17 protein-coding genes are annotated in these 21,284 nt (G+C 71.4%); 8 read left to right on the top strand and 9 right to left on the bottom strand.

From position 1 onward, the window contains the following. Nucleotide 1: 1 nt before the first annotated feature. Entirely contained in the window at nucleotides 2-1,081 is a 1,080-nt protein-coding gene (locus ACFYT4_RS28145) for a DUF5753 domain-containing protein (RefSeq protein WP_389274838.1), read from the bottom strand. Between the two features lie 90 nt (nucleotides 1,082-1,171). Between ACFYT4_RS28145 and ACFYT4_RS28140 the strand changes: the two genes are divergently transcribed. Together ACFYT4_RS28140 and ACFYT4_RS28135 are read left to right on the top strand one after the other, a co-directional pair. Further along, nucleotides 1,172-1,612, top strand: a complete 441-nt coding sequence (locus tag ACFYT4_RS28140; RefSeq protein WP_389274835.1) for an ATP-binding protein — start codon at nucleotides 1,172-1,174, stop codon at nucleotides 1,610-1,612. After that, complete coding sequence (locus ACFYT4_RS28135; protein WP_389274832.1) at nucleotides 1,609-2,118, top strand: hypothetical protein; 510 nt, start codon at nucleotides 1,609-1,611, stop codon at nucleotides 2,116-2,118. Before ACFYT4_RS28140 ends, ACFYT4_RS28135 begins: the two co-directional genes overlap by 4 nt. Before the next feature lie 199 nt (nucleotides 2,119-2,317). On the opposite strand, the gene ACFYT4_RS28130 is transcribed toward ACFYT4_RS28135, so the two are convergent. Continuing rightward, on the bottom strand, nucleotides 2,318-2,599 hold the full coding sequence (locus tag ACFYT4_RS28130) for a winged helix-turn-helix transcriptional regulator (RefSeq protein WP_389274829.1): 282 nt from the start codon (nucleotides 2,597-2,599) through the stop codon (nucleotides 2,318-2,320). A gap of 224 nt (nucleotides 2,600-2,823) precedes the next feature. Between ACFYT4_RS28130 and ACFYT4_RS28125 the strand changes: the two genes are divergently transcribed. Beyond that, nucleotides 2,824-3,714 carry an NAD(P)-dependent oxidoreductase gene (locus ACFYT4_RS28125; RefSeq protein WP_389274826.1) on the top strand — a complete coding sequence of 297 codons (891 nt, stop codon included), beginning with the start codon at nucleotides 2,824-2,826 and terminating at the stop codon, nucleotides 3,712-3,714. A gap of 268 nt (nucleotides 3,715-3,982) precedes the next feature. On the opposite strand, the gene ACFYT4_RS28120 is transcribed toward ACFYT4_RS28125, so the two are convergent. Continuing rightward, nucleotides 3,983-5,200, bottom strand: coding sequence for an amidohydrolase family protein (locus ACFYT4_RS28120; RefSeq protein ID WP_389274823.1), 1,218 nt, complete (start codon nucleotides 5,198-5,200; stop codon nucleotides 3,983-3,985). Nucleotides 5,201-5,842: 642 nt separating this feature from the next. Here ACFYT4_RS28120 and ACFYT4_RS28115 point away from each other — a divergent pair. Together ACFYT4_RS28115 and ACFYT4_RS28110 are read left to right on the top strand one after the other, a co-directional pair. Continuing rightward, entirely contained in the window at nucleotides 5,843-8,812 is a 2,970-nt protein-coding gene (locus ACFYT4_RS28115; protein WP_389274820.1) for a BTAD domain-containing putative transcriptional regulator, read from the top strand. Nucleotides 8,813-9,283: 471 nt separating this feature from the next. Further along, nucleotides 9,284-9,742 (top strand): hypothetical protein, encoded by a 459-nt coding sequence (locus tag ACFYT4_RS28110; RefSeq protein WP_389274817.1) that lies wholly within the window; start codon nucleotides 9,284-9,286, stop codon nucleotides 9,740-9,742. A 225-nt stretch (nucleotides 9,743-9,967) separates the two neighbouring features. Here ACFYT4_RS28110 and ACFYT4_RS28105 read toward each other — a convergent pair whose 3' ends face one another. After that, complete coding sequence (locus ACFYT4_RS28105) at nucleotides 9,968-11,227, bottom strand: erythromycin esterase family protein (protein ID WP_389274814.1); 1,260 nt, start codon at nucleotides 11,225-11,227, stop codon at nucleotides 9,968-9,970. Nucleotides 11,228-11,574: 347 nt separating this feature from the next. On the opposite strand from ACFYT4_RS28105, the gene ACFYT4_RS28100 reads away from it, so the two are divergent. Together ACFYT4_RS28100 and ACFYT4_RS28095 are read left to right on the top strand one after the other, a co-directional pair. After that, nucleotides 11,575-12,618: a GlxA family transcriptional regulator gene (locus ACFYT4_RS28100; RefSeq protein WP_389274811.1), complete on the top strand. Its 1,044-nt coding sequence runs from the start codon at nucleotides 11,575-11,577 to the stop codon at nucleotides 12,616-12,618. A gap of 676 nt (nucleotides 12,619-13,294) precedes the next feature. Continuing rightward, nucleotides 13,295-14,737, top strand: coding sequence for an MFS transporter (locus ACFYT4_RS28095; RefSeq protein ID WP_389274808.1), 1,443 nt, complete (start codon nucleotides 13,295-13,297; stop codon nucleotides 14,735-14,737). 372 nt (nucleotides 14,738-15,109) lie between these two features. On the opposite strand, the gene ACFYT4_RS28090 is transcribed toward ACFYT4_RS28095, so the two are convergent. The 4 genes from ACFYT4_RS28090 to ACFYT4_RS28075 all read right to left on the bottom strand — a co-directional run bounded on the left by ACFYT4_RS28090 (nucleotide 15,110) and on the right by ACFYT4_RS28075 (nucleotide 18,253). Then, nucleotides 15,110-15,499, bottom strand: coding sequence for a hypothetical protein (locus tag ACFYT4_RS28090; protein ID WP_389274805.1), 390 nt, complete (start codon nucleotides 15,497-15,499; stop codon nucleotides 15,110-15,112). A 385-nt stretch (nucleotides 15,500-15,884) separates the two neighbouring features. Next, complete coding sequence (locus ACFYT4_RS28085) at nucleotides 15,885-16,667, bottom strand: enoyl-CoA hydratase/isomerase family protein (protein WP_389274802.1); 783 nt, start codon at nucleotides 16,665-16,667, stop codon at nucleotides 15,885-15,887. Next, on the bottom strand, nucleotides 16,664-17,101 hold the full coding sequence (locus ACFYT4_RS28080; protein WP_389274799.1) for a Zn-ribbon domain-containing OB-fold protein: 438 nt from the start codon (nucleotides 17,099-17,101) through the stop codon (nucleotides 16,664-16,666). Before ACFYT4_RS28080 ends, ACFYT4_RS28085 begins: the two co-directional genes overlap by 4 nt. Nucleotides 17,102-17,104: 3 nt before the next feature. Further along, nucleotides 17,105-18,253, bottom strand: coding sequence for a lipid-transfer protein (locus tag ACFYT4_RS28075; protein ID WP_389274796.1), 1,149 nt, complete (start codon nucleotides 18,251-18,253; stop codon nucleotides 17,105-17,107). 93 nt (nucleotides 18,254-18,346) lie between these two features. Here ACFYT4_RS28075 and ACFYT4_RS28070 point away from each other — a divergent pair, with 93 nt between their 5' ends. Further along, a complete protein-coding gene (locus tag ACFYT4_RS28070) occupies nucleotides 18,347-19,906 on the top strand; it encodes a FadD3 family acyl-CoA ligase (protein WP_389274793.1) in 1,560 nt (519 codons plus the stop codon). Nucleotides 19,907-19,957: 51 nt separating this feature from the next. Here the strand turns inward: ACFYT4_RS28070 and ACFYT4_RS28065 are convergent, their stop codons facing one another. Beyond that, nucleotides 19,958-21,109, bottom strand: a complete 1,152-nt coding sequence (locus tag ACFYT4_RS28065) for a serine hydrolase domain-containing protein (RefSeq protein ID WP_389274790.1) — start codon at nucleotides 21,107-21,109, stop codon at nucleotides 19,958-19,960. Nucleotides 21,110-21,284: the final 175 nt, after the last annotated feature.

Below are 21,284 nucleotides of genomic sequence, written 5' to 3'. Positions count from 1 at the left end.
ACTACCTTCTCGCTAGGTCCGTCAGGAATTCGATGGATTCTTCGACCCCGAGGGCCGCGCCTACCATCGCGTTGAATCGACGAGTGAACCGGTCCACCTCGCGCGGCTTATCAGACGTGGAAACCGCTCCCCAGGCGTTGTCGGTTTGCACACGGGAGGGCAGATCGCCAAGGTCCAGGATCCTGAAGTCGTGGATCGTGCGATACCCGCGCCGGAAGGGCATGACCTGTACGGAGATGTGGTCCTTTCCCGCGAGCCTGATAATCTCCTCGTACTGCTCCCGCATCAACTCGTCGTCTCCGACTGGGATCCGCAAGGCCGCTTCTCCAAGGATGATACGCAGGCGTACAGGGTCTTCTCGCGTCAGAACCCTCCGCTTACGTTCCATTCTGAGTTCGACATTACGACCGATAAACTCGGCCGTCGTATCCTCGATGGCACGAGCTGTTTCGTGGACCTCCTTGGCATACGCCGGTGTCTGGAGCAGGCCATAGACCACGGTCGGGTGGTACGCCATAATCGCGACGGCCTCGGCTTCGAGGCCCACGAAGTGCGGCATTCCGGGAGGCATGAAGCTGCGGTACTGCGTCAGCCAATCCTCATTCGGCGCCTCACGATTCAACTCCACCAATTCTTGGATCAGTTGTTCGTCGGTCACGCTATACCGCTTCAGCAGCGTCCGGAGCACGCCGACATTGCGGCGAAAATTGAGTTCGCCCAGCTCAATCCGGGTGAGGGTTGCTTCGGAGAAGTCCCTCAGCCCTCGGACCGCTTCCTTCCGGCTCATGCCCTTGGCCCCGGCCCGTTCGACCGGCGGGCAGTTCTCCCGTAACTGACGTAGCTGAATGCCGAGTTCCAGACGACGCCCTGTCGCCCCGCGCTTGGCTCCCACGTGTGCACCCTCCAGTGCGCTTGTGCCTGCTAAGTATGGCCCTGCGCAGGTGTATTGCACCCCTGCGCAGGTGGTTCGGGCCGCTGCGCACATGCGCGCATAGTCCACTTTGAGCTCGCGCTGGTTATTCAGCGGCGTATCGGTTGCGACCCGTTCCGCCTGGGCGCCACCGTAGTTGAGGAAGCACACGCAGGTACGACCTTGTGGATTTCAGCACTCGCAAGGTGTCTGTTCGCACGCCTGCGCGACCCCATCACAGGCTTGCGAGAGGACCCGGCTATGCCGATCACGATCACCAGACCGGACACCACAGCATTGGCCGGATTCGAAGTGAGCTTGTGCCAGGCCGGAAAGGCCGGCGACCCACTGACCGACGAGGACCGGCTCTGGCCGGGACTCATGCGACGCGCGGCGCAAGCGCACCTGGGTCTGTGGAAGTTGGACGCTCTCGCCGACACCGTCGACCTGCTGATGAGCGAGCTGGTCACCAATGCGCTCCAGCACGGCGAGGGTGCCGTGGGTGTAAGGGTGTGGCGCACCGGCACCCAGCTCTGTATCGAGGTGGGTTGCGCCAGCACCTACACGCCCCGCCCGACGGAAGCCGGGCCACTCGACGAGAACGGGCGAGGGCTGTACTTGGTCGGCGCGCTCGCGGACGGCTGGGGCGTCACGGCCAGTGGCACGTGGTGCGTCCTCACGCTCGACCGGAGCGGCTCGTGATCTTCGCACGACCGTCCGGCCCGGTCGGGCCGGTGGCACGGGACATGGTGGACCTTGCCCAGCGCGTGAGGGCGCTGATGAGCACGGACGCGGGTCAGGAAGCCGTCGTACCGCTTGGTGGCCGACTGTTCGACGTGGCGGTCAGCGCGGCCGGGGAGGCGGGGCACGCCGTGGCCGCGACCATCGACTTATGGCATCCACAGGGATGCGGGCCGGTCATCGCAGAACCGGAGCGACCATGGTTGTACTGGCTTCTCCCGCCCGGCACGACCGCCCGGTGGGCGCACCACCCGTACGCCGTGTGTGTCGGTGCCCCCGCGACGATCAGGGTGCCCCCGCTCGACCGGCAGGCACCGGATGCCGGGCGCTCGTACTGGCTGCGCCCCTGCCAGTCCCGCTATCTCGTCGGACCCGCGATGCTTCGGCGGGCCCTGCACGAACACCGACCGCTGCCCGCGCCCCATCGGGCCATGAAAATGCTTCTTCTGGGAGAGGCGGCCCCGTGATGGCGACAGTTCCCGAGGACCACTCCGGCGGGCAGCCCGATGTCGAGCCCCCCAGTCACGCCGAGCTACCGCCCCGACCTGCGGCACTTGCCGACCTCTGGCCTGACCTGGTGATACTGCCAAGGCTGTTGGCGCGCGCCCTCCCTCTCCTGCACAACGCCGACGGCGAGCGGCCCCCGTAACACCATCCGCCCTTTGTTCAGGAAAGGGCCTCGATGCGGTCCAGGTGTTCCTCGCCCCACGCGCCGAGAGGCGCCAGCGCGGTGTTGAGGGAGTCGCCGAACTCGGTCAGCGAGTACTCCACCTTGGGCGGGACCTGGTGGTAGACCTCGCGGTGCACCAGGCCGCTGGTCTCCATCTCCCGGAGCTGAAGGGTCAGCATCCTCTCGCTGATGCCCGGGACCGTTCGTCTCAGTTCGCCGAAGCGGAACGGACCGTCGCCGAGCGAGAACAGGATCAGCCCCTTCCACTTACCTCCCATGACGGCGATGGCGGCATCGAGTCCGCAGGTATAGGTCCGCTTGGCATCAGGACTCCTACTAACAAAAATGTGGGTACCTGACCGAATAGTAGGTACTTGATGGAATGCGTGTGAAGCTCCAGCATGGAACGAGCGTCACGCCGAGGACGCCACTGACCAGCGGGGACGTGCCCGCGCGGCGCTCCTTCGGCGATCGACGATCCGACTGTGGACTGGAGCGAAACATGGCTGGGGACAAGCGCACGCCCGTGACCGTCATCGGGCTGGGGTCGATGGGCCGGGCGCTGGCGGACGCGTTCATCGAGGCCGGGCACCCCACGACGGTGTGGAACCGTACGCCGGGCAAGGCCGCCCCGCTGGTGGCCAAGGGAGCGGTCCGGGCCAAGGACGTGGAGGCGGCGGTCGCCGCGAGCCCGCTGGTCATCACCTGCCTGACGACCTTCGAGGACACCCGCCGGGTCCTGGAGCCGGCCGCGGCGGCGCTGCCCGGGCGCGCCCTGGTGACCCTGAACAGCGGTTCTCCGGCCGATGCCCGTGAGACGGATGCCTGGGCGACGGGGCACGGCGTCCGGTTCCTCGCCGGGGCCGTCAAGAACGTGCCGTCGGCCGTGGGGGCGCGGGACACACTGCTGTACTACAGCGGCGACAAGACCGTCTTCGACGAGTACGAGACGGCGCTGAGGGTTCTGGGCGGTGACACCGTCCATCTCGGGGACGAGACCGATCTCGCCGCCCTGTACGAGATGGCGGTGGGCGCCATGCTGCTGCCCGCGCTCGTCGGGTTCTTCCAGGGAGCCGCGGCCGTGCAGGCACGGGGGCTGGAGGTGAGCAGCATGGTGCGGTTCGCCGGGAAGTGGCTGGACATGATCAAGTCCCTGCTGCCCGTCTACGCCACGGAGATCGACAGGGGTGACTACACGGATGCCGCCTCCTCCGTGAACCTCTTCCTCGCGGGAGAGGCCCACGACGAGGAGCTGGCCAAGGAGACGAACGTCGACATCGCGTGGCTCGCTCCCCTGTACGACGTGGTGAAGCGGGCGGCCGAGGCGGGCCACGGCGACCACAGCGTGGCGGCTCTGACGGAGGTGCTCAGGAGGCCGGAGCAGACGGCGTGACGGAGCCGGGCGGCCCGGGGCGCGTGGTGCCCTGTGCCGTCGGCCCGGCCTTTCAGGACAGGCAGGTGCCGGAAGATCGTCCCCCCGTACCGCTGAGGGATGTTCCGGCACTCCGGGGCCCGATGCCGGGCCGTCGGCCCGGGCGGGTGCCGACGAGTCCGTCGTCCCCGCCCGCCCGGGGGTGTACCTCAATTAGAGTGAGCGTTCTATCCAGTGCGTGACAGGGGTCCGCAGCGGCGGGGGCGTCGGAGCGGCGCCCCTCAACCGCTCAGCCCGCCCACAGTCCCTCCGGCGTGAGGCCCAGCAGGTCGATCGCGTTGCCGCGCACGATGCGTTCGACGACGTCCGGGGACAGGTGGCCCATCTGGGATTCGCCGACCTCCTTGGACTTGGGCCAGGTGGAGTCGGAGTGGGGGTAGTCGGTTTCGTAGAGCACGTTGCCGACACCGATCGCGTCGAGGTTGCGCAGGCCGAAGGCGTCGTCGAAGAAACAGCCGTAGACGTGTTCGGCGAAGAGTTCGGACGGCGGGCGCAGGACCTTGTCGGCGACCCCGCCCCAGGCGCGGTTCTCCTCCCAGACGACGTCGGCGCGTTCGAGGATGTAGGGGATCCAGCCGATCTGGCCCTCGGCGTACATGATCCTGAGGTTGGGGAAGCGCTCGAACTTGCCGCTCATCAGCCAGTCGACCATCGAGAAACAGCAGTTGGCGAAGGTGATGGTCGAACCGACGGCGGGCGGGGCGTCCGCCGAGGTGGAGGGCATCTTGGAGGACGAGCCGATGTGCATCGCGATGACGGTGCCGGTCTCGTCGCAGGCGCGCAGGAAGGGGTCCCACTCGTCGCCGTGGACGGAGGGGAGGCCGAGGAAGGGGGGTATCTCGGAGAAGGCGACCGCGCGGACGCCGCGTGCCGCGTTGCGGCGGACCTCGGCCGCCGCGAGTTCGGCGTCCCACAGCGGGATCAGGGTCAGCGGGATCAGCCGGCCCTGCGCTTCGGGGCCGCACCACTCGTCGACCATCCAGTCGTTGTAGGCGCGGACGCCGAGCAGACCGAGTTCACGGTCCTTCGCTTCCGTGAACGTCTGGCCGCAGAAGCGGGGGAAGGTGGGGAAGCACAGGGCCGACTGGACATGGTTGACGTCCATGTCCGCGAGACGCTCCGGGACGCTGAAGGAGCCGGGGCGCATCTGCTCGTAGGTGATGATCTCCAGTTTGATCTCGTCGCGGTCGTAGCCGACGGCGGTGTCGAGCCGGGTCAGGGGGCGGTGCAGATCCTCGTACACCCACCAGTCGCCCACCGGGCCGTCGTCGCCCTTCGCGCCCATGACGGGCGCGAACTTGCCGCCCATGAAGGTCATTTCCTTCAAGGGCGCGCGGACGATGCGCGGGGCCACGTCCCGGTACTTGGACGGGAGCCGGTCCCGCCAGACATTGGGGGGCTCCACCGTGTGGTCGTCCACCGAGATGATCTTCGGGAAGGTCTCCATACGGTCCACGGTAGCGTCGATCTGACGGTTCGTCAGCTACCAGGACGCGGTTGAGTTGCGGCCCGCGCGCGCTCCGGGGGCCGGTCCCTCATCGGCGACGGGCCAAAGCGGCACCCGCGGGAGGACCCGCGGGATGCCCGCGAGGGGCGTTCAAGGGAGGGGTCGCCGGCACCCGTCCGCACCCCCGGGCCGTACGGACCACGGCACTCCACGCAACTCCCGGGCTGTACGGATCAGGACACTCCGTATCCCAGCTCCTCGCGCCCGCAGAAGCCGAACCGGGCAGGGTCCACCGTGGCCGAGGGCCGTCCGGACCCACCGGAAGGCGGCCGTACTGACCACCCGGCACCTCCCTGGCGCCACGCCGACACCTCCACCGGGACCTCCACCGGGCGGCTTCCCCCGCCCCACCCCGCCCCGCCTTCGCGCCCGTCCCTCCAGGCCGCATCCGGGGCCGCATCCCGGGCCGCGTCCGGGGCCGCCACCCCGCCCGCGCCCGGGCGCGGCGAGAGTACGCCAACCCGGTCGGCGCGCCGGTCCGCAGGGGCAAGGAGCGGACAGTAACCGCTCGGTGGCTGACGGACCCGCCGTGCACAGGGCAGACTGTCGGGGGCGAACCGGCAGTTGGGGGCAGGGGGCACAATGGACCGTGACAGCGGGCCACGCGTTCCGGAACAACGGGTTCCGACGCCCGGTGAAGGCAGCGACAGCAGCGGAGCCGGCGATGTCGGCCTGCGTTTCAGCGTGCTCGGACCGGTGCGGGCATGGCGCGCCGGGAAGCCGTTGTCGTCCGGTTCCCCGCAGCAGCGGGCCCTGCTGGCCGCGCTGCTCCTGCGCGACGGGCGCACCGCCACCGCCTCCGAGCTGATCGACGCGATCTGGGGCGAGGACCCGCCGCTCCAGGCGCTCGCCGCGGTGCGCACGTACGCCTCACGGCTGCGCAAGGTCCTCACGCCCCAGGCGCTGGTGAGCGAGGCCGGCGGTTACGCGATCCGGACCGAGCGGGACTGTCTCGACCTCGGTGTGGCCGAGGAGCTGGCCGCCGAGGCGGAGAAGCTGCGCGCGGCAGGGGAGCGCGGCCGGGCCCGGCTGCTGATCAACAAGTCGCTGGGGTTGTGGGACGGGGAGCCGCTCGCCAATGTCCCGGGGCCGTACGCGGAGAACCAGCGCACCCGTCTGGAGGAGTGGCGGCTCCAGCTCCTGGAGACGCGGCTCGATCTCGACCTGGAGGTGGGGGCGCACGCGGAGGCGGTCTCCGAGCTGACCGCGCTCACCGCCGCCCACCCGCTGCGGGAGCGGCTGCGCGAGCTGCTGATGCTGGCGCTGTACCGCAGCGGGCGGCAGGCCGAGGCGCTGGCCGTGTACGCCGACACCCGCAGGCTGCTCGCCGAGGAGCTGGGCGTCGACCCCTGCCCCGAACTGGCGCAGTTGCAGCAGCGAATCCTGCGGGCGGACGCGGAGCTGGCCGCGCCCGGTGAGCCGGCCGCCGTGCCCGCGCGGATGACCCAGCCCGCGCAGTTGCCCGCCACGGTTCCCGACTTCACCGGCCGCGCCTCCTTCGTACGAGAGCTGGGCGGCCGGCTGGCGGCCGCCGAGGGCACGGTGATGGCGGTCTCCGCGCTCGCGGGCATCGGCGGCGTCGGCAAGACGACGCTCGCGGTCCATGTCGCTCACGACGTGAGGCCGCACTTCCCGGACGGGCAGCTGTACGTCGACCTCCAGGGCACGGGCAGCCGCCCGGCCGAACCGGAGGCGGTCCTGGGCGCGTTCCTGCGCGCTCTCGGTACCCAGGACTCGGCGATTCCGGACACCCTGGACGAGCGGTCGGCGCTCTACCGCTCGACGATGGCGGGCCGCCGGGTGCTGGTCCTCCTCGACAACGCGCGGGACGCGGCGCAGATCCGTCCCCTCCTGCCCGGCACGGCGGGGTGCGCGGCCCTGGTCACCAGCCGGGTCAGGATGGTCGATCTCGCGGGAGCGCATCTGGTCGACCTCGATGTGATGTCGCCGGAGGAGGCGCTCCAGCTCTTCACCAGGATCGTCGGGGAGGAACGGGTCGGCGCCGAGCGGCAGTCGGCGCTCGATGTGGTGGGGGCGTGCGGGTTCCTGCCGCTCGCGATCCGTATCGCCGCGTCCCGGCTGGCCGCGCGCCGGACATGGACCGTGTCCGTCCTGGCCGAGAAGCTCGCCGACGAGCGGCGGCGGCTGGACGAGCTCCAGGCCGGGGACCTCGCGGTGAAGGCCACGTTCGAGCTGGGGTACGGGCAGCTGGAGCCCGCGCAGGCCCGTGCCTTCCGGCTCCTCGGGCTCGCCGACGGGCCCGACATGTCGCTGATGGCCGCCTCGGCGGTCCTCGCGCTGCCGCTGCACGAGACCGAGGACCTGCTGGAGGCCCTCGTCGACACCTCCCTGCTGGAGTCGGCCGCACCCGGCCGCTACCGCTATCACGATCTCGTACGCCTCTACGCGCGTGCATGCGCGGAACGGGACGAGCTGCCGGACGCGTCCGAGGAGGCGCTGTCGCGGCTGCTGGACTTCTATCTGGCGACGGCCGTACGGGTGTTCGCGGTGGAGCGCCCCGGCGACCGGCTGGTGGACCATCTGGGGCCCGCCGCCCACGAGGGTCTGGTCTTCACCGGCCGTCAGCAGGCGCAGGACTGGCTGTACTCGGAGGCCAACTGCCTGCTGGCGAGCGCCCGTCAGGCCGCCACCGGCACCCGGCTGCGGCTCGCGGTCGACCTGCTGTGGGCGGCCGGGGATCTGGCGGAGTCCGGCGCCAACTCCAAGCTGTACGAGAGGGCCGCGCTGGCGCTGCGGGACGCGGCGCACGCGGCGGGGGACGCGCGGGCCGAGGCGCGGGCCCGCACCTCGGTGACCCATGTCCACCTGGTGGCGGGGCGTTACGAGCAGGCGGACGGCGAGGCGGAGGTGGCCGGGGCCCTCGCGCGGGCCGTCGGCGACCCGGTGGTCGGGTACTGGTCCGACAACGACCGGGGGATCATCGCCTTCAACCAGGGGCGGTACTCGGAGGCCGAGGAGCATCTGCGCCGGGCCTCGGAGGGATCGCGGGCGGACGGCAACCGTCCCGGCGAGGCCAGCGCGCTGTGCAATCTGTCCCGTATCCACATCTCCATGGGCCGGATCTCCGAGGCCATCACCATGGCGGAGCAAGGAGTCCAGCTCTACGAGTGCATCGGTCACACCCTGCGGCTGGCGAACGGGCGTTACGCGCTCGGGATCGCGCTCACGCAGGCGGGCCGGCACACCGACGCGCTGGAGCAGCTGCTCGCGGCGCTGGAGCTGTTCGAGGCGAACCGGCAGCGGCTGTGGGAGGGGACGACCCACTTCCGGATCGCCCAGGCCCACTTGGCGGCGCGGCGCGCCCCGCAGGCGGCCCAGCACGCCGAACAGGCGCTCGCCATCGGCTTCATAGGCGGTGACCGCATCCGCGGGAACGTCCTGATCACCCTGGGCCGCGCGCTGTCCCCCCTCGGCCAGCCGGACCGGGCCCGCGCCTGCTGGCGCGAGGCGCTGTCCCTGCACGAGGCGTCGGGCGCTCCGGAGGCGGAAGAGGCCCGCCGGCTGCTGTCGTCACCGCTCAGCACCGCGTAGCGGGCGGCGGGGGGTTCAGGGGGCTCGGGCCGTCGGAGAGCAGGGGCGCCCGGGCTGTCGGAGTGCGGGCCCCTGGGCGTGCGGGCCGGGCGCCGGGTGTCCGGGCCGGGCGTGGATCGGGCGCGGCCCGGACGGGTGCGGGGGACGGGTGCGGGGCGCGGGTGCGTCCGGGCGGAGAACGGGGGTCCCGTCGCCGTCTCCGATGTCCGGCCGCCCGATTTACGCAGCTCAGGTGGCTTGTGACAGCTTTCTTCCAGGACGTTCATCGAACGTTTATGACGGTCATGGATGCTTCTGTGCAGTCGATCCGTTGCGTCGGGGGGCAGACGGATCACCACTGGGCCTTCCCCTCACCGGGGGGCGAGGGAAGGCCCTCTCGGCCTTCCGTCCGGCGACCCTCGGGGGAGTCTCCGGCCGGAAGGCCGCCTCTGTTCAGGTAGTGAACGACCCACGTGCCAACTGGGGGCAGACATGAGCGACAAGAACTCGGAAGACTTCATCGTGACCGGTAACCGCCAGACGCCCGTGCCGCCGACCGACGACATCACCACCCTGGACCGGCACACGCCGTCGCCTCCGGTGGACAGCGGCATCGTCCCCCAGGACCGGCACACACCGGCACCGCCCGTACCCCAGGCCGGCGACATCACCAGCACGGACCGGCACACACCCGCGCCGCCCGCCCCTCAGGCCGGGGACATCACCTCCACCGACCGCCACACACCCGCGCCCCCGGCACCCCAGGCCGGGGATGTCACGAGCACGGACCGGCACACACCGGCACCCCCCGCGCCCCAGGCCGGGGACATCACCTCGACCGACCGCCACACGCCGGCGCCCCCGGCACCGCAGGCCGGGGACATCACCAGCACCGACCGCCACACACCCGCGCCTCCGGCGCCCCAGGGCGGCGGTGCGGTGAAGCCGTAGGGCCGGCACAGGCACCATCGGGAACGGTCGCGGCGGCGACGGAGGGGAGCCGCCGCGGCCGTTCCTGTGCTGTGCGCCGGAGCGGACGTCCATCGCGAGGCGGTCGCCCCGGCCCGGTCGCGGGCCGGGTACGGAGCCGACACGGGGCGGGCCGGGGCGCGGGGACGGTCCGTGCCCCGCCTCGCCTCGCCTCGTCGTGCGCTTCTGTGCGTCCCCGCTCCGTGCCTACTGCACCGGCACCGACGCACGGACGTGGTGCAGATGCACGATCACGTCAAAAGCGCGTCCGAGCGAGACCGGAAGCGGCTCGTTGGGATACGCCCCCGGAACGACGAAGGTGGGCCGGGAGCCGTCCAGCCAGCCGCTCACCGCCGGGTCACGGCCCGCGCGGCGCAGATCCACGTAGTAGTCGCGGTGGCGGACCTTGTCGAGGGTGTGCTCGTTGCTGCCGGGGGCCGCGAGGCCGGTGGAGAACACCCCGTACTCGTTGGTCTCGCTGTTCATCGCCCGGTACTCACCACTGTGGATGGTGGTGCCGACCGCCAGGTAGTCGGGCCCGGCCAGCTCCCTCAGGAAGGCGCCCTGCACCACCGGGTGGGTCTCCGTGAACGGTGACTCGTAGCCGAGGTGCGCGTTGTGGGCGGAGACGAGGACCCTGCCGCCGGTGTGGCGCTGCCACCACACGGTGTTCTCCGCCATCGCGCGGTCGCGGTGGCGGTTGGACTCGGCGTGCTGGGCGGGGTCGTTGAGCATGTCGAACGCGAAGAGCGTGGTCATCTGCTGGACGACCCGCGCTTCCTGAAGCACCCACGGCTCCTTGGTCCCCGCCTGCTCCAGCAGACGGTAGGCGGCCCGCGCGTCCCGGTCGTAAGCCTTGCGCCGCTCCAGTTCCATCGTGGCCAGCAGCTTCATCCGCTCGCCCATACTGTCGGGCAGGGCGAGGAGTCCGGCGTACCGCTGTCGCAGTTCGGGCAGCAGGCCGGGCTGGTGTTCGGCGGCCCAGGTCAGGATGCGCTGATACTGGGCCCGGCCCACATCGCCGATGTCGTTGCCCATCACGCGGACCTGCCGCGCGGGACCGGCGGTGCGATTGTGCTCGCGCATCCAGGTGAAGAGGCTCAGGAACTCCTCGTTGTTCCAGTCCTCGAAGGTGTACTGGAACTCCTCGCGCATGATCTGACGCAGATCGCCCTCGCCCGTGCGTACGTACGCGTCGAGCCGCGCACCGGCCGACCAGTGCACTTCCAGCGAGAACGTGGAGAACCCCTTCTTCTTCACCAGATGCTCGAACAGCCGGTGTTTGAGCCGGAACAGCTCCTTGGAACCGTGGGTCGCCTCGCCGACGCCGACGATCTTCGCGTCCCCGACGATCCGGGAGAAGGCCGCCAGGTCGCCGCTCCGGCCGCCCGGTTCGGCGGTCCGCAGGGGATGTGCGAGGCGTTCGATCCCGGCGACCACTGCCCGGTCGGACCCAGCCGTGGCCACGGCCCGGTCCGACCCGGTCGCGGCCACGGCGGCGGGCTGGGCGGCCACGGCGGGCTGCGGGCCCGCCGCGACGGCGGGAGCGGCCGAGCCGAGGACGGGAGCGGCCGTGCCGAGGATCGCGGCCAGAGCGATGGCCGCTGACCGGCCCGAACGACGCCCGGGGCTGACGCCGTCAGAACTTTTTGATGGGTTTGTCCTGAAATGAAGCACAGAGCTGTCCCGTCCGTCCGAGGTGAATGGAGGCGAGCCCCGGGCGTCCCCTCGCTTCCGGCGCTCAGCCTCCATCCTGCAAGCGGACTTCACCCTCAAAAAAGCGGCGTCCTGTCTCCCTGCGCTAAATTCTGCTCATGCCCGTGATCACGGTCCTCGTCGCGGACGGCGTCCCGGCACACCAGCTGACCCTGCCCGGACTGGTGTTCGCCTCGGCGGGGGATGCCGCTGGCACGGCCGACTACGAGGTGCGGATCTGCTCGGCGACCGGGTCCGTGACCACGGGCGGGCCCGCACTCGGCCTGGTCACGCCGTGGGGTCTGGAGGCCCTGGAGGACAGCGACACGGTGCTCGTCACCGGGCACAGCGCCTTCCGGGAGCCGCCCGCACCGGAAATCGCCGACGCACTCCGCCGCAGCGCGGCCCGGGGCTGCCGGATGGCGGCGATCGGTACGGGCGTCTTCACCCTGGCCGCGACCGGACTGCTCGACGGCCGCCGGGCCACCACGTCCTGGCTCCAGCTCGGGGAACTCGCGGAGCGGTATCCCCGGGTACGGGTCGTTCCGGCGGGGACTCCGACGGTCGAGGACGGCCCGTTCCACACCGCTGCGGGCGTCTTCGGCGGGCTGGATCTCTGTGTCGAACTCGTCGAGCGTGACCACGGAGCCGCGACCGCCGCGCAGACCGCGCGGCGGATCATCATGCCCCTGTACGACACGGTGGCCGCGGACCGGCGGGAAGTGGAACGCGAGCTGGCCGAGAAGACCGACATCACACCCACGCTGCGATGGCTGGAGGCCAACGCCCACCGCCCGCTCACCCTCGCCGACCTGGCGGCCCACGCACGCCTCAGCGTCAGCAGCCTCGGCCGCCGCTTCCGCGCCCAGACGGGTCTGCCCCCGCTCCAGTACCTGCTCCGCATCCGTCTCCACGAGGCGCAGCAGCTCCTGGAGTACAGCGACCTGCCCGTGGAACAGATCGCCGTCCAGGCCGGGTTCGGCACCCCGGCCAACCTCCGCCACCACTTCCACAACCTGACGGGCTCCAGCCCCCGCGCCTACCGCGCCGCCTTCCGGAGCATGACCGCCATCCTGGCGGGGGGCGAACACCCGGAGACGTCATCCGCCAGCGCGCCGCCGCCCGGTCCCGCCTCCGGCACGCCGAACCCGCCCGCCGAGTGAGGCGGGGCCTGCTGCACGGCGGCGCCCCGCGCGGCTCAGCGGGAATCTGACGGCGGTCGCGGCGGCGGGGAGCTGGAGTTCCGTGTCCGGCGCGGCTCCTCGCAGGGGTACTCCGCAGCGGCGGCTGCCCACCTCTACATACCCACCCTGGGTATGTAGTCAATTCGGGTTCCACTCTTGCGAGAGCATACCCGGGGGAGGTATACATAGATCCCGCAAGTCAATACCCCCTTGGGGTATCTGCCATCGAACTGCGGAGGACTCCAGAGGCACTCACCGACAGGGCGGACGCGGTCGAGCGGAGCACGGCGGCCAAGGTCAGGCCACGTACACCGCCATCACGCCCGCCGCACTCCACAACCGCCGCACACTCCGAGCCGTAGGACGCGGCGGCAGCCAGGTCACGGGGAAGGGCGGCGGGACGCCACCGGACGATCGCCCGGCTCCCGCGCTCCCGACCCCTCCCCGCCCGACCCCTCTCCGCCCGACCCCGGGTCCGCCATGCGTACGGGCCGCAGAAGACAAGGCCACACCCCCTGCTCAGGGAATGAAACGCGTCCGCGACTGCCCCGCCCTCTTCACCTCTGACGCGTTTCCCTGCCGGACAGGAATACCCCAGGGGGGTATACGGTTCCCCTTCGAACCGGGCATACCCCCTCCCCTATAGGAGAACGTCATGTCATCACCCACCGCTCCAGCCGATCCGCGCCGCTGGACGGCGCTCGGCCTGATCGCCCTCGCCCAGTTCATGGTGATCATGGACACCTCGATCATCGGCGTCGCGCTCCCCAAGATGCAGAGTGACCTCGGCTTCTCGCAGGAGAACCTGTCCTGGGTCTTCAACGCCTACGTCGTCGCCTTCGGCGGACTCCTGCTCCTCGGCGGACGCCTCTCCGATCTCTTCGGCGCCAAGCGGCTCTTCACCGCCGGCTGGATCGTCCTCGCCGGCGGCTCCCTCGCCGCCGGTCTGGCGGGCGAGGTCTGGGTCGAACTGACCGGCCGCGCACTCCAGGGCGTCGGCGCGGCGCTGATCGCGCCGTCAGCCCTGACGCTGCTGATGATGCTCTTCGGCGGCAACCCGAAGGAGCTGACGAAGGCACTGGCCCTGTACGGCGCCGCGGCCCCGGCGGGCGGTACGGCCGGCGTCTTCCTCGGCGGGGTGATCACCGAGTTCGCGAGCTGGCCCTGGGTGTTCTACATCAACCTCCCCATCGCCGCCATCGTCCTGGCCATGACCCCGCGCGCCATGCCGTCCGCCCCCGCGCGCCGCGGCTCGATCGACCTCGCGGGCGCCGTCACCGTCACCGCGGGTCTCGCCATCGCCGTCTACGCCATCGTCCGTGCCCCGGAGACCGGCTGGGCCTCGGCCGAGACCTGGCTCGTACTGGCCGCGGGCGCCGTACTGATCGGCGCGTTCATCGCGATCCAGGCCAAGCGCCGCGAACCGCTGATGCGGCTCGCCATCTGGCGCGCCCCCAACCTCGCGGGCGCCAACATCGCCCAACTCCTCATGGCCGGCGCCTGGATCCCCATGTGGTTCTTCCTCAACCTCTACCTCCAGCAGGTCCTGGGCCTGGGGGCGTTCGCCTCCGGATCCGCGCTGCTGCCCATGACGGTCGCCATCATGATCATGATGATCGTGCTCGCGCCCCGGATGATCGGCCGCTTCGGTCCCAAGCCCCTGATCGTGACGGGCCTGTTCGCCCTCGCGGCCGGAATGGTCTGGCTGTCCTTCGCCCGCCCGGACGGCAACTTCTGGGTCGACGTCCTGCCCGCGTCGCTGCTCGCGGCCGCCGGTATGTCGCTGGCGTTCATCCCCTCCCTCGGCACCGCGCTGTCCAGCGCGCGCCCCGAGGAAGGCGGCCTCGCCTCCGGCATCGTCAACACCAGCTACCAGGTGGGCTCGGCCCTCGGGCTGGCCGCGATGACCGCCGTCGCCTCCGCCTACGGGGCGAAGGAACTCGGTAAACCCGTCGCCCTGACCGACGGCTTCTCGGCCGCCTTCGTGGGCGCCGCGGCCATCGCCGCGGCCGGTGCGCTCCTCGCCTGGCTCACCCTCCGCACCAACCCGGCCCCGGCACCCGCCGCAGCGGACGCCTCCCGGTCCAGCACCGTCTAGGACCCGCCCCGAGCTGCTCTGACACAACGTCAGTCCCGCTCCCCCGGCCCGCCGCCGGACACGGACCTCACGTCCTGTCCGGCGGCGCGGTGCTGCTGTCGGGATCCGTGACCCCGGCGGGCACGACGGACGGGCCGAACACCCCAGTACGTGTGCCCGGAGTGCGCACCGCTGCTGTCCCCGGGGCCAGGCCCGGACGAACACGTCGGGCCGTGAGGACGGCCGTTGCCGAAGAGGCGCGGCGGTGCCGCCGGGCAGAACGCGCGCGGACCGCCGGGTACGCGGGGTCGCGCACGACCGGCCGTCGGCACCCCTCAGCGCCTCGGAGGCATCGTCCCGGGAGAGAGGGCCGAGGGGAGCCGGTGAAACCGCTCAGAAGATGCAGCGGTTGTTGGCCCCCCGGTAGCGGAGGTGGTCGTCCCATATCCAGCCGTATCCGCGGATGTAGGACCAGGTGTTGCCGTGGGAGTTGGTGGTGTAGCAGTTGACCGTCACGGCCTGGCCGGCCGAGTAGGAACCCACGGACCGGCATTCGCCGTACGGTCCCATCCGCACGGGCGCGGTCCGCAGCGCGTAGTCCGTCTCTCTCCACGGGTTGAGGTTGGCGGGCGGCGCGGCCGTGGGACAAGCGGCCGCCGCCAAGGGACCCGTGGCCGCTCCCGTACTCGCCGCGGCCGTCGCGGGGACTCCCGCGATCGCTCCCGCGACCAGCAGCACCGCGAGCGCGGCCCTGGTCGCCTGTTTCCTGACCGGTCGGGACATGGATGCTCCCCTGGTGTGGTGGCACGTCGTTCGCCGACGCGGCACCAGCCTGGGTCCGGCCGCCCGGTCCGGACCAGGGAATCCCCGTCCGGGACATGTCCCGGACGAGGCCCCCGGCCGGGTGGCGGGCGGGAGCGCGGGGAGGGACGGGTTCCGCCCCCGCCCGGTCAGCGCAGGGGACCCGCCCGGTCCGCCGCAGAGGTCCCGCCGGGTCACCGCAGGCGGTACCCGCCCCGTCAGCACAGAGGACCCCCGGTCAGCGCAAGAGACCCGCCCCGTCAGCACAGAGGACCCCCGGTCAGCGCAAGAGACCCGCCCCGTCAGCACAGAGGACCCCCGGTCCGCGCAAGAGACCCGCCCGGTCCGCCGCAGAGGTCCCGCCGGGTCACCGCAGCCGGTAGCCCCCGGAGTTCTTCCGGGAGCCGAACAGCCGGCCCTGCTCCTGAGGGTCCAGGTTTCCCAGCCTGATCAGGTGCGGGGCGAGGGCGAGGGCCTGGCTGCGGGCGGGTTCGCGGGCCGCCCACAGCGCCCGGACCGTGCCCTGGACCGCGCCCGTGGGGTAGGACGCCATGACGGCCGCCGCCCGGATCGCCGCGGGGAGCGCCTCCCCGGGCTCGGTCAGCTCGGAGACCAGGCCCGTCTGATGGGCGCGGGCCGCGGAGAGGCGTTCCGCCGTGCCCATCAGGGCCAGCCGTGCGACCTCCCCGTACGGCATGCGCTGCGCGAGCAGGACGGACTCGTACGCGCTGACCATCCCGTACGTGGTGTGCGGGTCGAAGAAGGTGGCCTCGCGGGAGGCGACCACGAACTCGCTCTCGCCGATCAGATAGAACGCTCCACCGCAGGCCATCCCCTCCACCGCCGCGACGACGGGCTTCCAGAGGTCGTTCGCCTTGGGCCCGATCGCGATGAGCGGGTCGTCGATGGAGTACGGGGAGGTCGGCTGGGGAACGGCGGCCGAGCGGTCGATGCCGGTGCTGAACGCCTCGGTGCCCGCGCCGGTGACCACGATCGCGCGCACGGTGTCGTCGTAGCGGAAGGAGCGCCAGGCGGCGGACAGCTCCCGGGCCGTCTCCAGGTCGATCGCGTTGTGCTTCCGGGGCCGGTCGATGACGACGACGGCGACGCCCGTCTCCTCGGTCCCGTCGGTGTCCACGCGGATGCTCATGAGCGCTCCAGCAGCCATCGCGGAAGGCGGACGCCGTCGTCCGAGGGGGGCGAGAAGGCGACCCTGACGCCCGCGCCGATGCGCAGCCGCGCGGGATCCACCGAGTTCAGGGGGGCTTCGGGGGCGGCGACGACATTGCCGACGAGCCGGATCCGGGGGGCGTCGAGGAGTTCGACGACGACCGCGTTGTAGGGCGCCATCTCGGCGTACGCGGGCAGCAGCGGCGGATGCGGGACGACATAGGACCAGATGCGGCCCCGGCCGCTCATCCGGCGCCACTCGCTGTCGAAGGACTGGCAGTGGGGGCAGCAGGGGCGGGGCGGGAAGCGCGGTTCGCCGCAGGCTGTGCAGGTCTGGACGCGGAGTTCGCCCAGGGCGGCGTACTCCCAGAAGGGGGCGCCGTCGTCGTCGGGTTCGGGTCGCAGCAGGGACATGGCTCAGCTCCTCAGCAGTACGGCCGATGTGGGTACGCCCTCGCCGGCCGTGACCAGGCAGGTCGCGGCTCCCGGGACCTGGGCGGTGGAGGTGCCGCGCAGTTGCTTCACGCCCTCGTTGATGAGGTTGAAGCCGTGGACGTACGCCTCGCTCAGGCCGCCGCCGCCGGTGTTGATCGGCAGTCTGCCGCCGATCTCCAGGGCACCGCCCTCGGTGAAGGCGGCGCCCTCGCCGCGTCCGCAGAATCCGTAGCCCTCCAGGGAGAGCGGGATCAGGGGGGTGAACGCGTCGTAGATCTGGGCGACGTCGACGTCCTCGGGGCCGAATTCGGCGGTCTTCCACAGGTGGCGGGCCGCGGTCCAGGCCGGGCCGGTGAGGGGGTCGTCGTTCCAGTAGTTGACCATGCCGTGGTGCTGGGCGGGCAGGCCCTGGGCGACCGAGTGGATGTAGACGGGCCGGTGCCGGAGGTCGCGGGCGCGCTCGGCGGAGACGATGACGCAGGCGAGCGCGCCGTCCGTCTCCAGGCAGTTGTCGAAGAGGCAGAGCGGCTCGCTGATCCAGCGCGAGGTCATGTACATCTCGCGGGTCAGGGGGCGTTCGTACATCATGGCCGCGGGGTTCTGGTTGGCCCGGTTGCGGCAGGCGAGGGCCACATTGAAGAGGTGGTCGCGGGTGGCCCCGTACTCGTGCATATAGCGGCGGGCGAGCATCCCGATCTCGTCGGACGGCCGCAACAGTCCGAAGGGGCGGGTCCACTGGGCGGGGGTGGGGAGCTGGGCGGCGGTGTTCTTCCAGGGGCGCGGGCCGCTGCCGCGTTTGCGGGAGCGCCAGGCGACGCCCACGCTCGCCTGGCCGGTCGCGATGGCGCCGGCCAGATGGGCGAGGGTGGCGCACGAGCCGCCGCCGCCGTAGCCGACCTTGGAGAAGAAGGTGACGTCGCCCGCGCCGATCGACTTGGCGATCTCGACCTCGTCCGTCTCCTCCATCGTGTAGGAGGCGAACGCGTCCACCTCCGACGCGGCGATCCCCGCGTCGTCGAGCGCGGCGACGATGGCACGGCAGGCCAGCGTCTTCTCCGACTCGGGTAGTTGCTTCGCGAAGGCGCTCTGGCCTATGCCGGCTATCGCCGTCGCGTCCTTGAGACCGGCCACGGGTACCTCCGCCGTTCGATCCCGACTGCTGACAGCGCGTCAGGCTACAGCTAATCTGACGAGTAGTCAGCTAGTGCGACGGGAGGGCTTTCTATGCGCGGCGACCTGGAGTGGGGCACCATCCCGGAGCTGGTACGCGACGCGGCTTCGTCCTACGGGGAGCGGGAGGCGGTCGTCGACGGCCGCACCCGCGTCTCGTACGCCGAACTCGGACAGCGCGTCGAACGGGCGGCGGCGGCCTGTATCGCCGCCGGGGTGGAGAAGGGCGACCGGGTCGCCGTCTGGGCCCCCAACACCCTCGACTGGATCGTCTCCGCGCTGGGCGCGGTGACGGCCGGCGCGGTGCTGGTGCCGCTGAACACCCGCTTCAAGGGCACGGAGGCGGCCTATGTCCTGCGGCGCAGCCGGGCCAGGCTCCTCTTCGTCACCGGGACCTTCCTCGGGACCTCCTACGTCGCCTCCCTGCGGCGCGCCGGGGCCGATCTTCCGGACCTGGAGCAGGTCGTGGTGCTCGCCGACAGCGCGCCCGAGGACTACCGCACCTGGAAGGACTTCCTCGCGGGTGGGGACTCCGTCAGCGCCGAGCAGGTCCGCACCCGCGCCGACTCGGTGGAATCCTCGGCCCCCTCCGACATCATCTTCACCTCCGGCACCACCGGCAGCCCCAAGGGCGCGGTCATCACCCATGCCCAGACACTGCGCTGCTACGACGTGTGGAGCGAGCTGGCGGGCCTGCGGGAAGGCGACCGCTATCTGATCGTGAACCCCTTCTTCCACACCTTCGGCTACAAGGCGGGGATCATCGCCTGTCTGACGCGGGGCGCGACCATGGTGCCGCAGCCCGTCTTCAACGTGGACACCGTGCTCGCCAACATCGCCTCCGAGCGCATCTCCGTCCTCCCCGGCCCGCCCACCCTCCACCAGTCGCTCCTCGACCACCCCTCGCGCGGCTCCCACGATCTGTCCGCGCTGCGCCTGGTCGTCACGGGCGCGGCCGTCGTCCCCCTCCAGCTCGTCGAACGCCTGCGGACCGAGCTCCGTATCGACACCGTCCTCACCGCCTACGGCCTCTCCGAGGCCAGCGGCATCGTCACCATGTGCCGCCGCGGCGACTCCCCCGAGACCATCGCCTCCACCTCCGGCCGCGCGATCCCCGGCACGGAGATACGGGTCCTGGCCGAACCGGGCCGACCGGGCGAGGTCCTGGTGCGCGGACACCACGTCATGCAGGGCTACTTCGAGGACCCGGACGAAACCGCCGCCGTCATCGACTCCGACGGCTGGCTCCACACCGGCGACATCGGCGTCCTCGACGCGTCCGGCAACCTCCGGATCACCGACCGCATCAAGGACATGTTCATCGTCGGCGGCTTCAACGCCTACCCCGCCGAGATCGAGCAGCTCCTCGGCCTCCACCCCGACATCGCCGACATCGCCGTCATCGGCGTCCCCGACCCCCGCCTCGGCGAGGTCGGCCGCGCCTACGCCGTACGCCACCGCGGCTCGACCCTCACCGCGGACGACCTGATCGCGTGGTCCCGCCGCGAGATGGCGAACTACAAGGTGCCGCGCGAGGTCGAGTTCCTCACCGAACTCCCGCGGAACGCGAGCGGAAAGGTCCTCAAGGGCGAACTGCGGGCACGGGCGGGATGAGCGCGTCCGGCCGGGGACGCGCCGCTCGGGTCGTGTGCCGGGGGACGAGCGTCACGGGCGGGTGGCGTGGGCCCAGAAGGCGCGCATCAGCGCGGGTGGGGCCGCCGACGACATCTCGACCTGGGTGAGCAGGAGGGTGCACACGCCGGTGGACGGGACGATATGCGCCGTCGTACCGGTGCCGCCGGTCCAGCCGTAGCGGCCGGGGACGTTCCAGGGGTCGGTGGGGGTGACGTCGACGGAGCCGCCGAAGCCCCAGCCCTGGCCCTCCAGGAAGACGCGGTTGGTCTCGCGTTCGGGACGGGGCAGATGGTTGGTGGTCATCCGGCGGATCGCGGTGGGGGACAGCAGGCGGCGGCCGTCGGGGGCGGTGCCGTCGGCGAGGAGCAGGCGGGCGAAGGCGTGCCAGTCGTCGGCGGTCGACACCAGGCCGCCTCCGCCGGAGGGGAAGGCCGGGGGACGGCTCCACTGGCCGTCGGGGGCGTCGGCGAGTTCGAGGCCGCCGTCGGGGCCGTGCCGGTACAGACCGGTGAACCGGTCCAGGCGGGCGGCCGGGACGTGGAATCCGGTGTCCGTCATGCCCAGGGGCTCGAACAGCCGCTCCGCCAGGAACTCGGGCAGCGGACGGCCGGACACCCTGGCGATCAGGGCGCCCTGGAGGTCGGAGCTGGTGTGGTAGAGCCAGGCTTCACCCGGTTGGTGGAGCAGGGGGATCCGGGACAGGCGGGCCAGCCACTCGTCCGGAGCGGGCGGCACCTGCGGCTGAGTCGGGGCCTGGAGTCCCTCGCTGAACAGCGGCGCGACCGCGGGGAAGGAGAAGTCGGGCGGGAAGCCGTATCCCGTGCGGGAGGTCAGCAGATCGATGACGGTGATCGGCCGGGTGGCCGGCACCACGTCGTCGACCGGGGCGTCCGGCGTCCGGACGACACTCGGTGACGCCAGTTCCGGAAGCCAGGTGCCGACCGGGTCGCCCAGGGCGATACGGCCCTCGTCGACGAGCATCATCAGCGCGGCGGCGACGACGGGTTTGGTCAGCGAGGCGATCCGGAAGACGGAGTCCCTGGCCAGGGGCGTGGTCCCCTCGGTGTCGGCGAAGCCCACGGCCACCGCCTCCGTCCGGCCGCCGTGGGCCACCAGGCCCACCGCGCCCGGTACCGTTCCGTCGTCGACGTGTGTTTTCAGGATGTCGCCCAGGCTGGTCACAGCTTCACCTTCTCGCGTGTACGGGTGAGAAGGCGGACCGCCACGGCGGCCGGAAGTCATCGGAAACGGCGGACGGCCTCGAACAGACTGCAGGTGCTCGACACCGACGACGCGGACGGCCCCGCCGGACCGGGCCGGACGGGGCCGTCGGAAGCACCGCGGCGACCGGGCGCGG

Source organism: Streptomyces sp. NPDC004609 (genome assembly GCF_042873655.1).
Taxonomy (GTDB): domain Bacteria; phylum Actinomycetota; class Actinomycetes; order Streptomycetales; family Streptomycetaceae; genus Streptomyces.
This window is presented reverse-complemented; position numbering and strand designations above follow the sequence as displayed.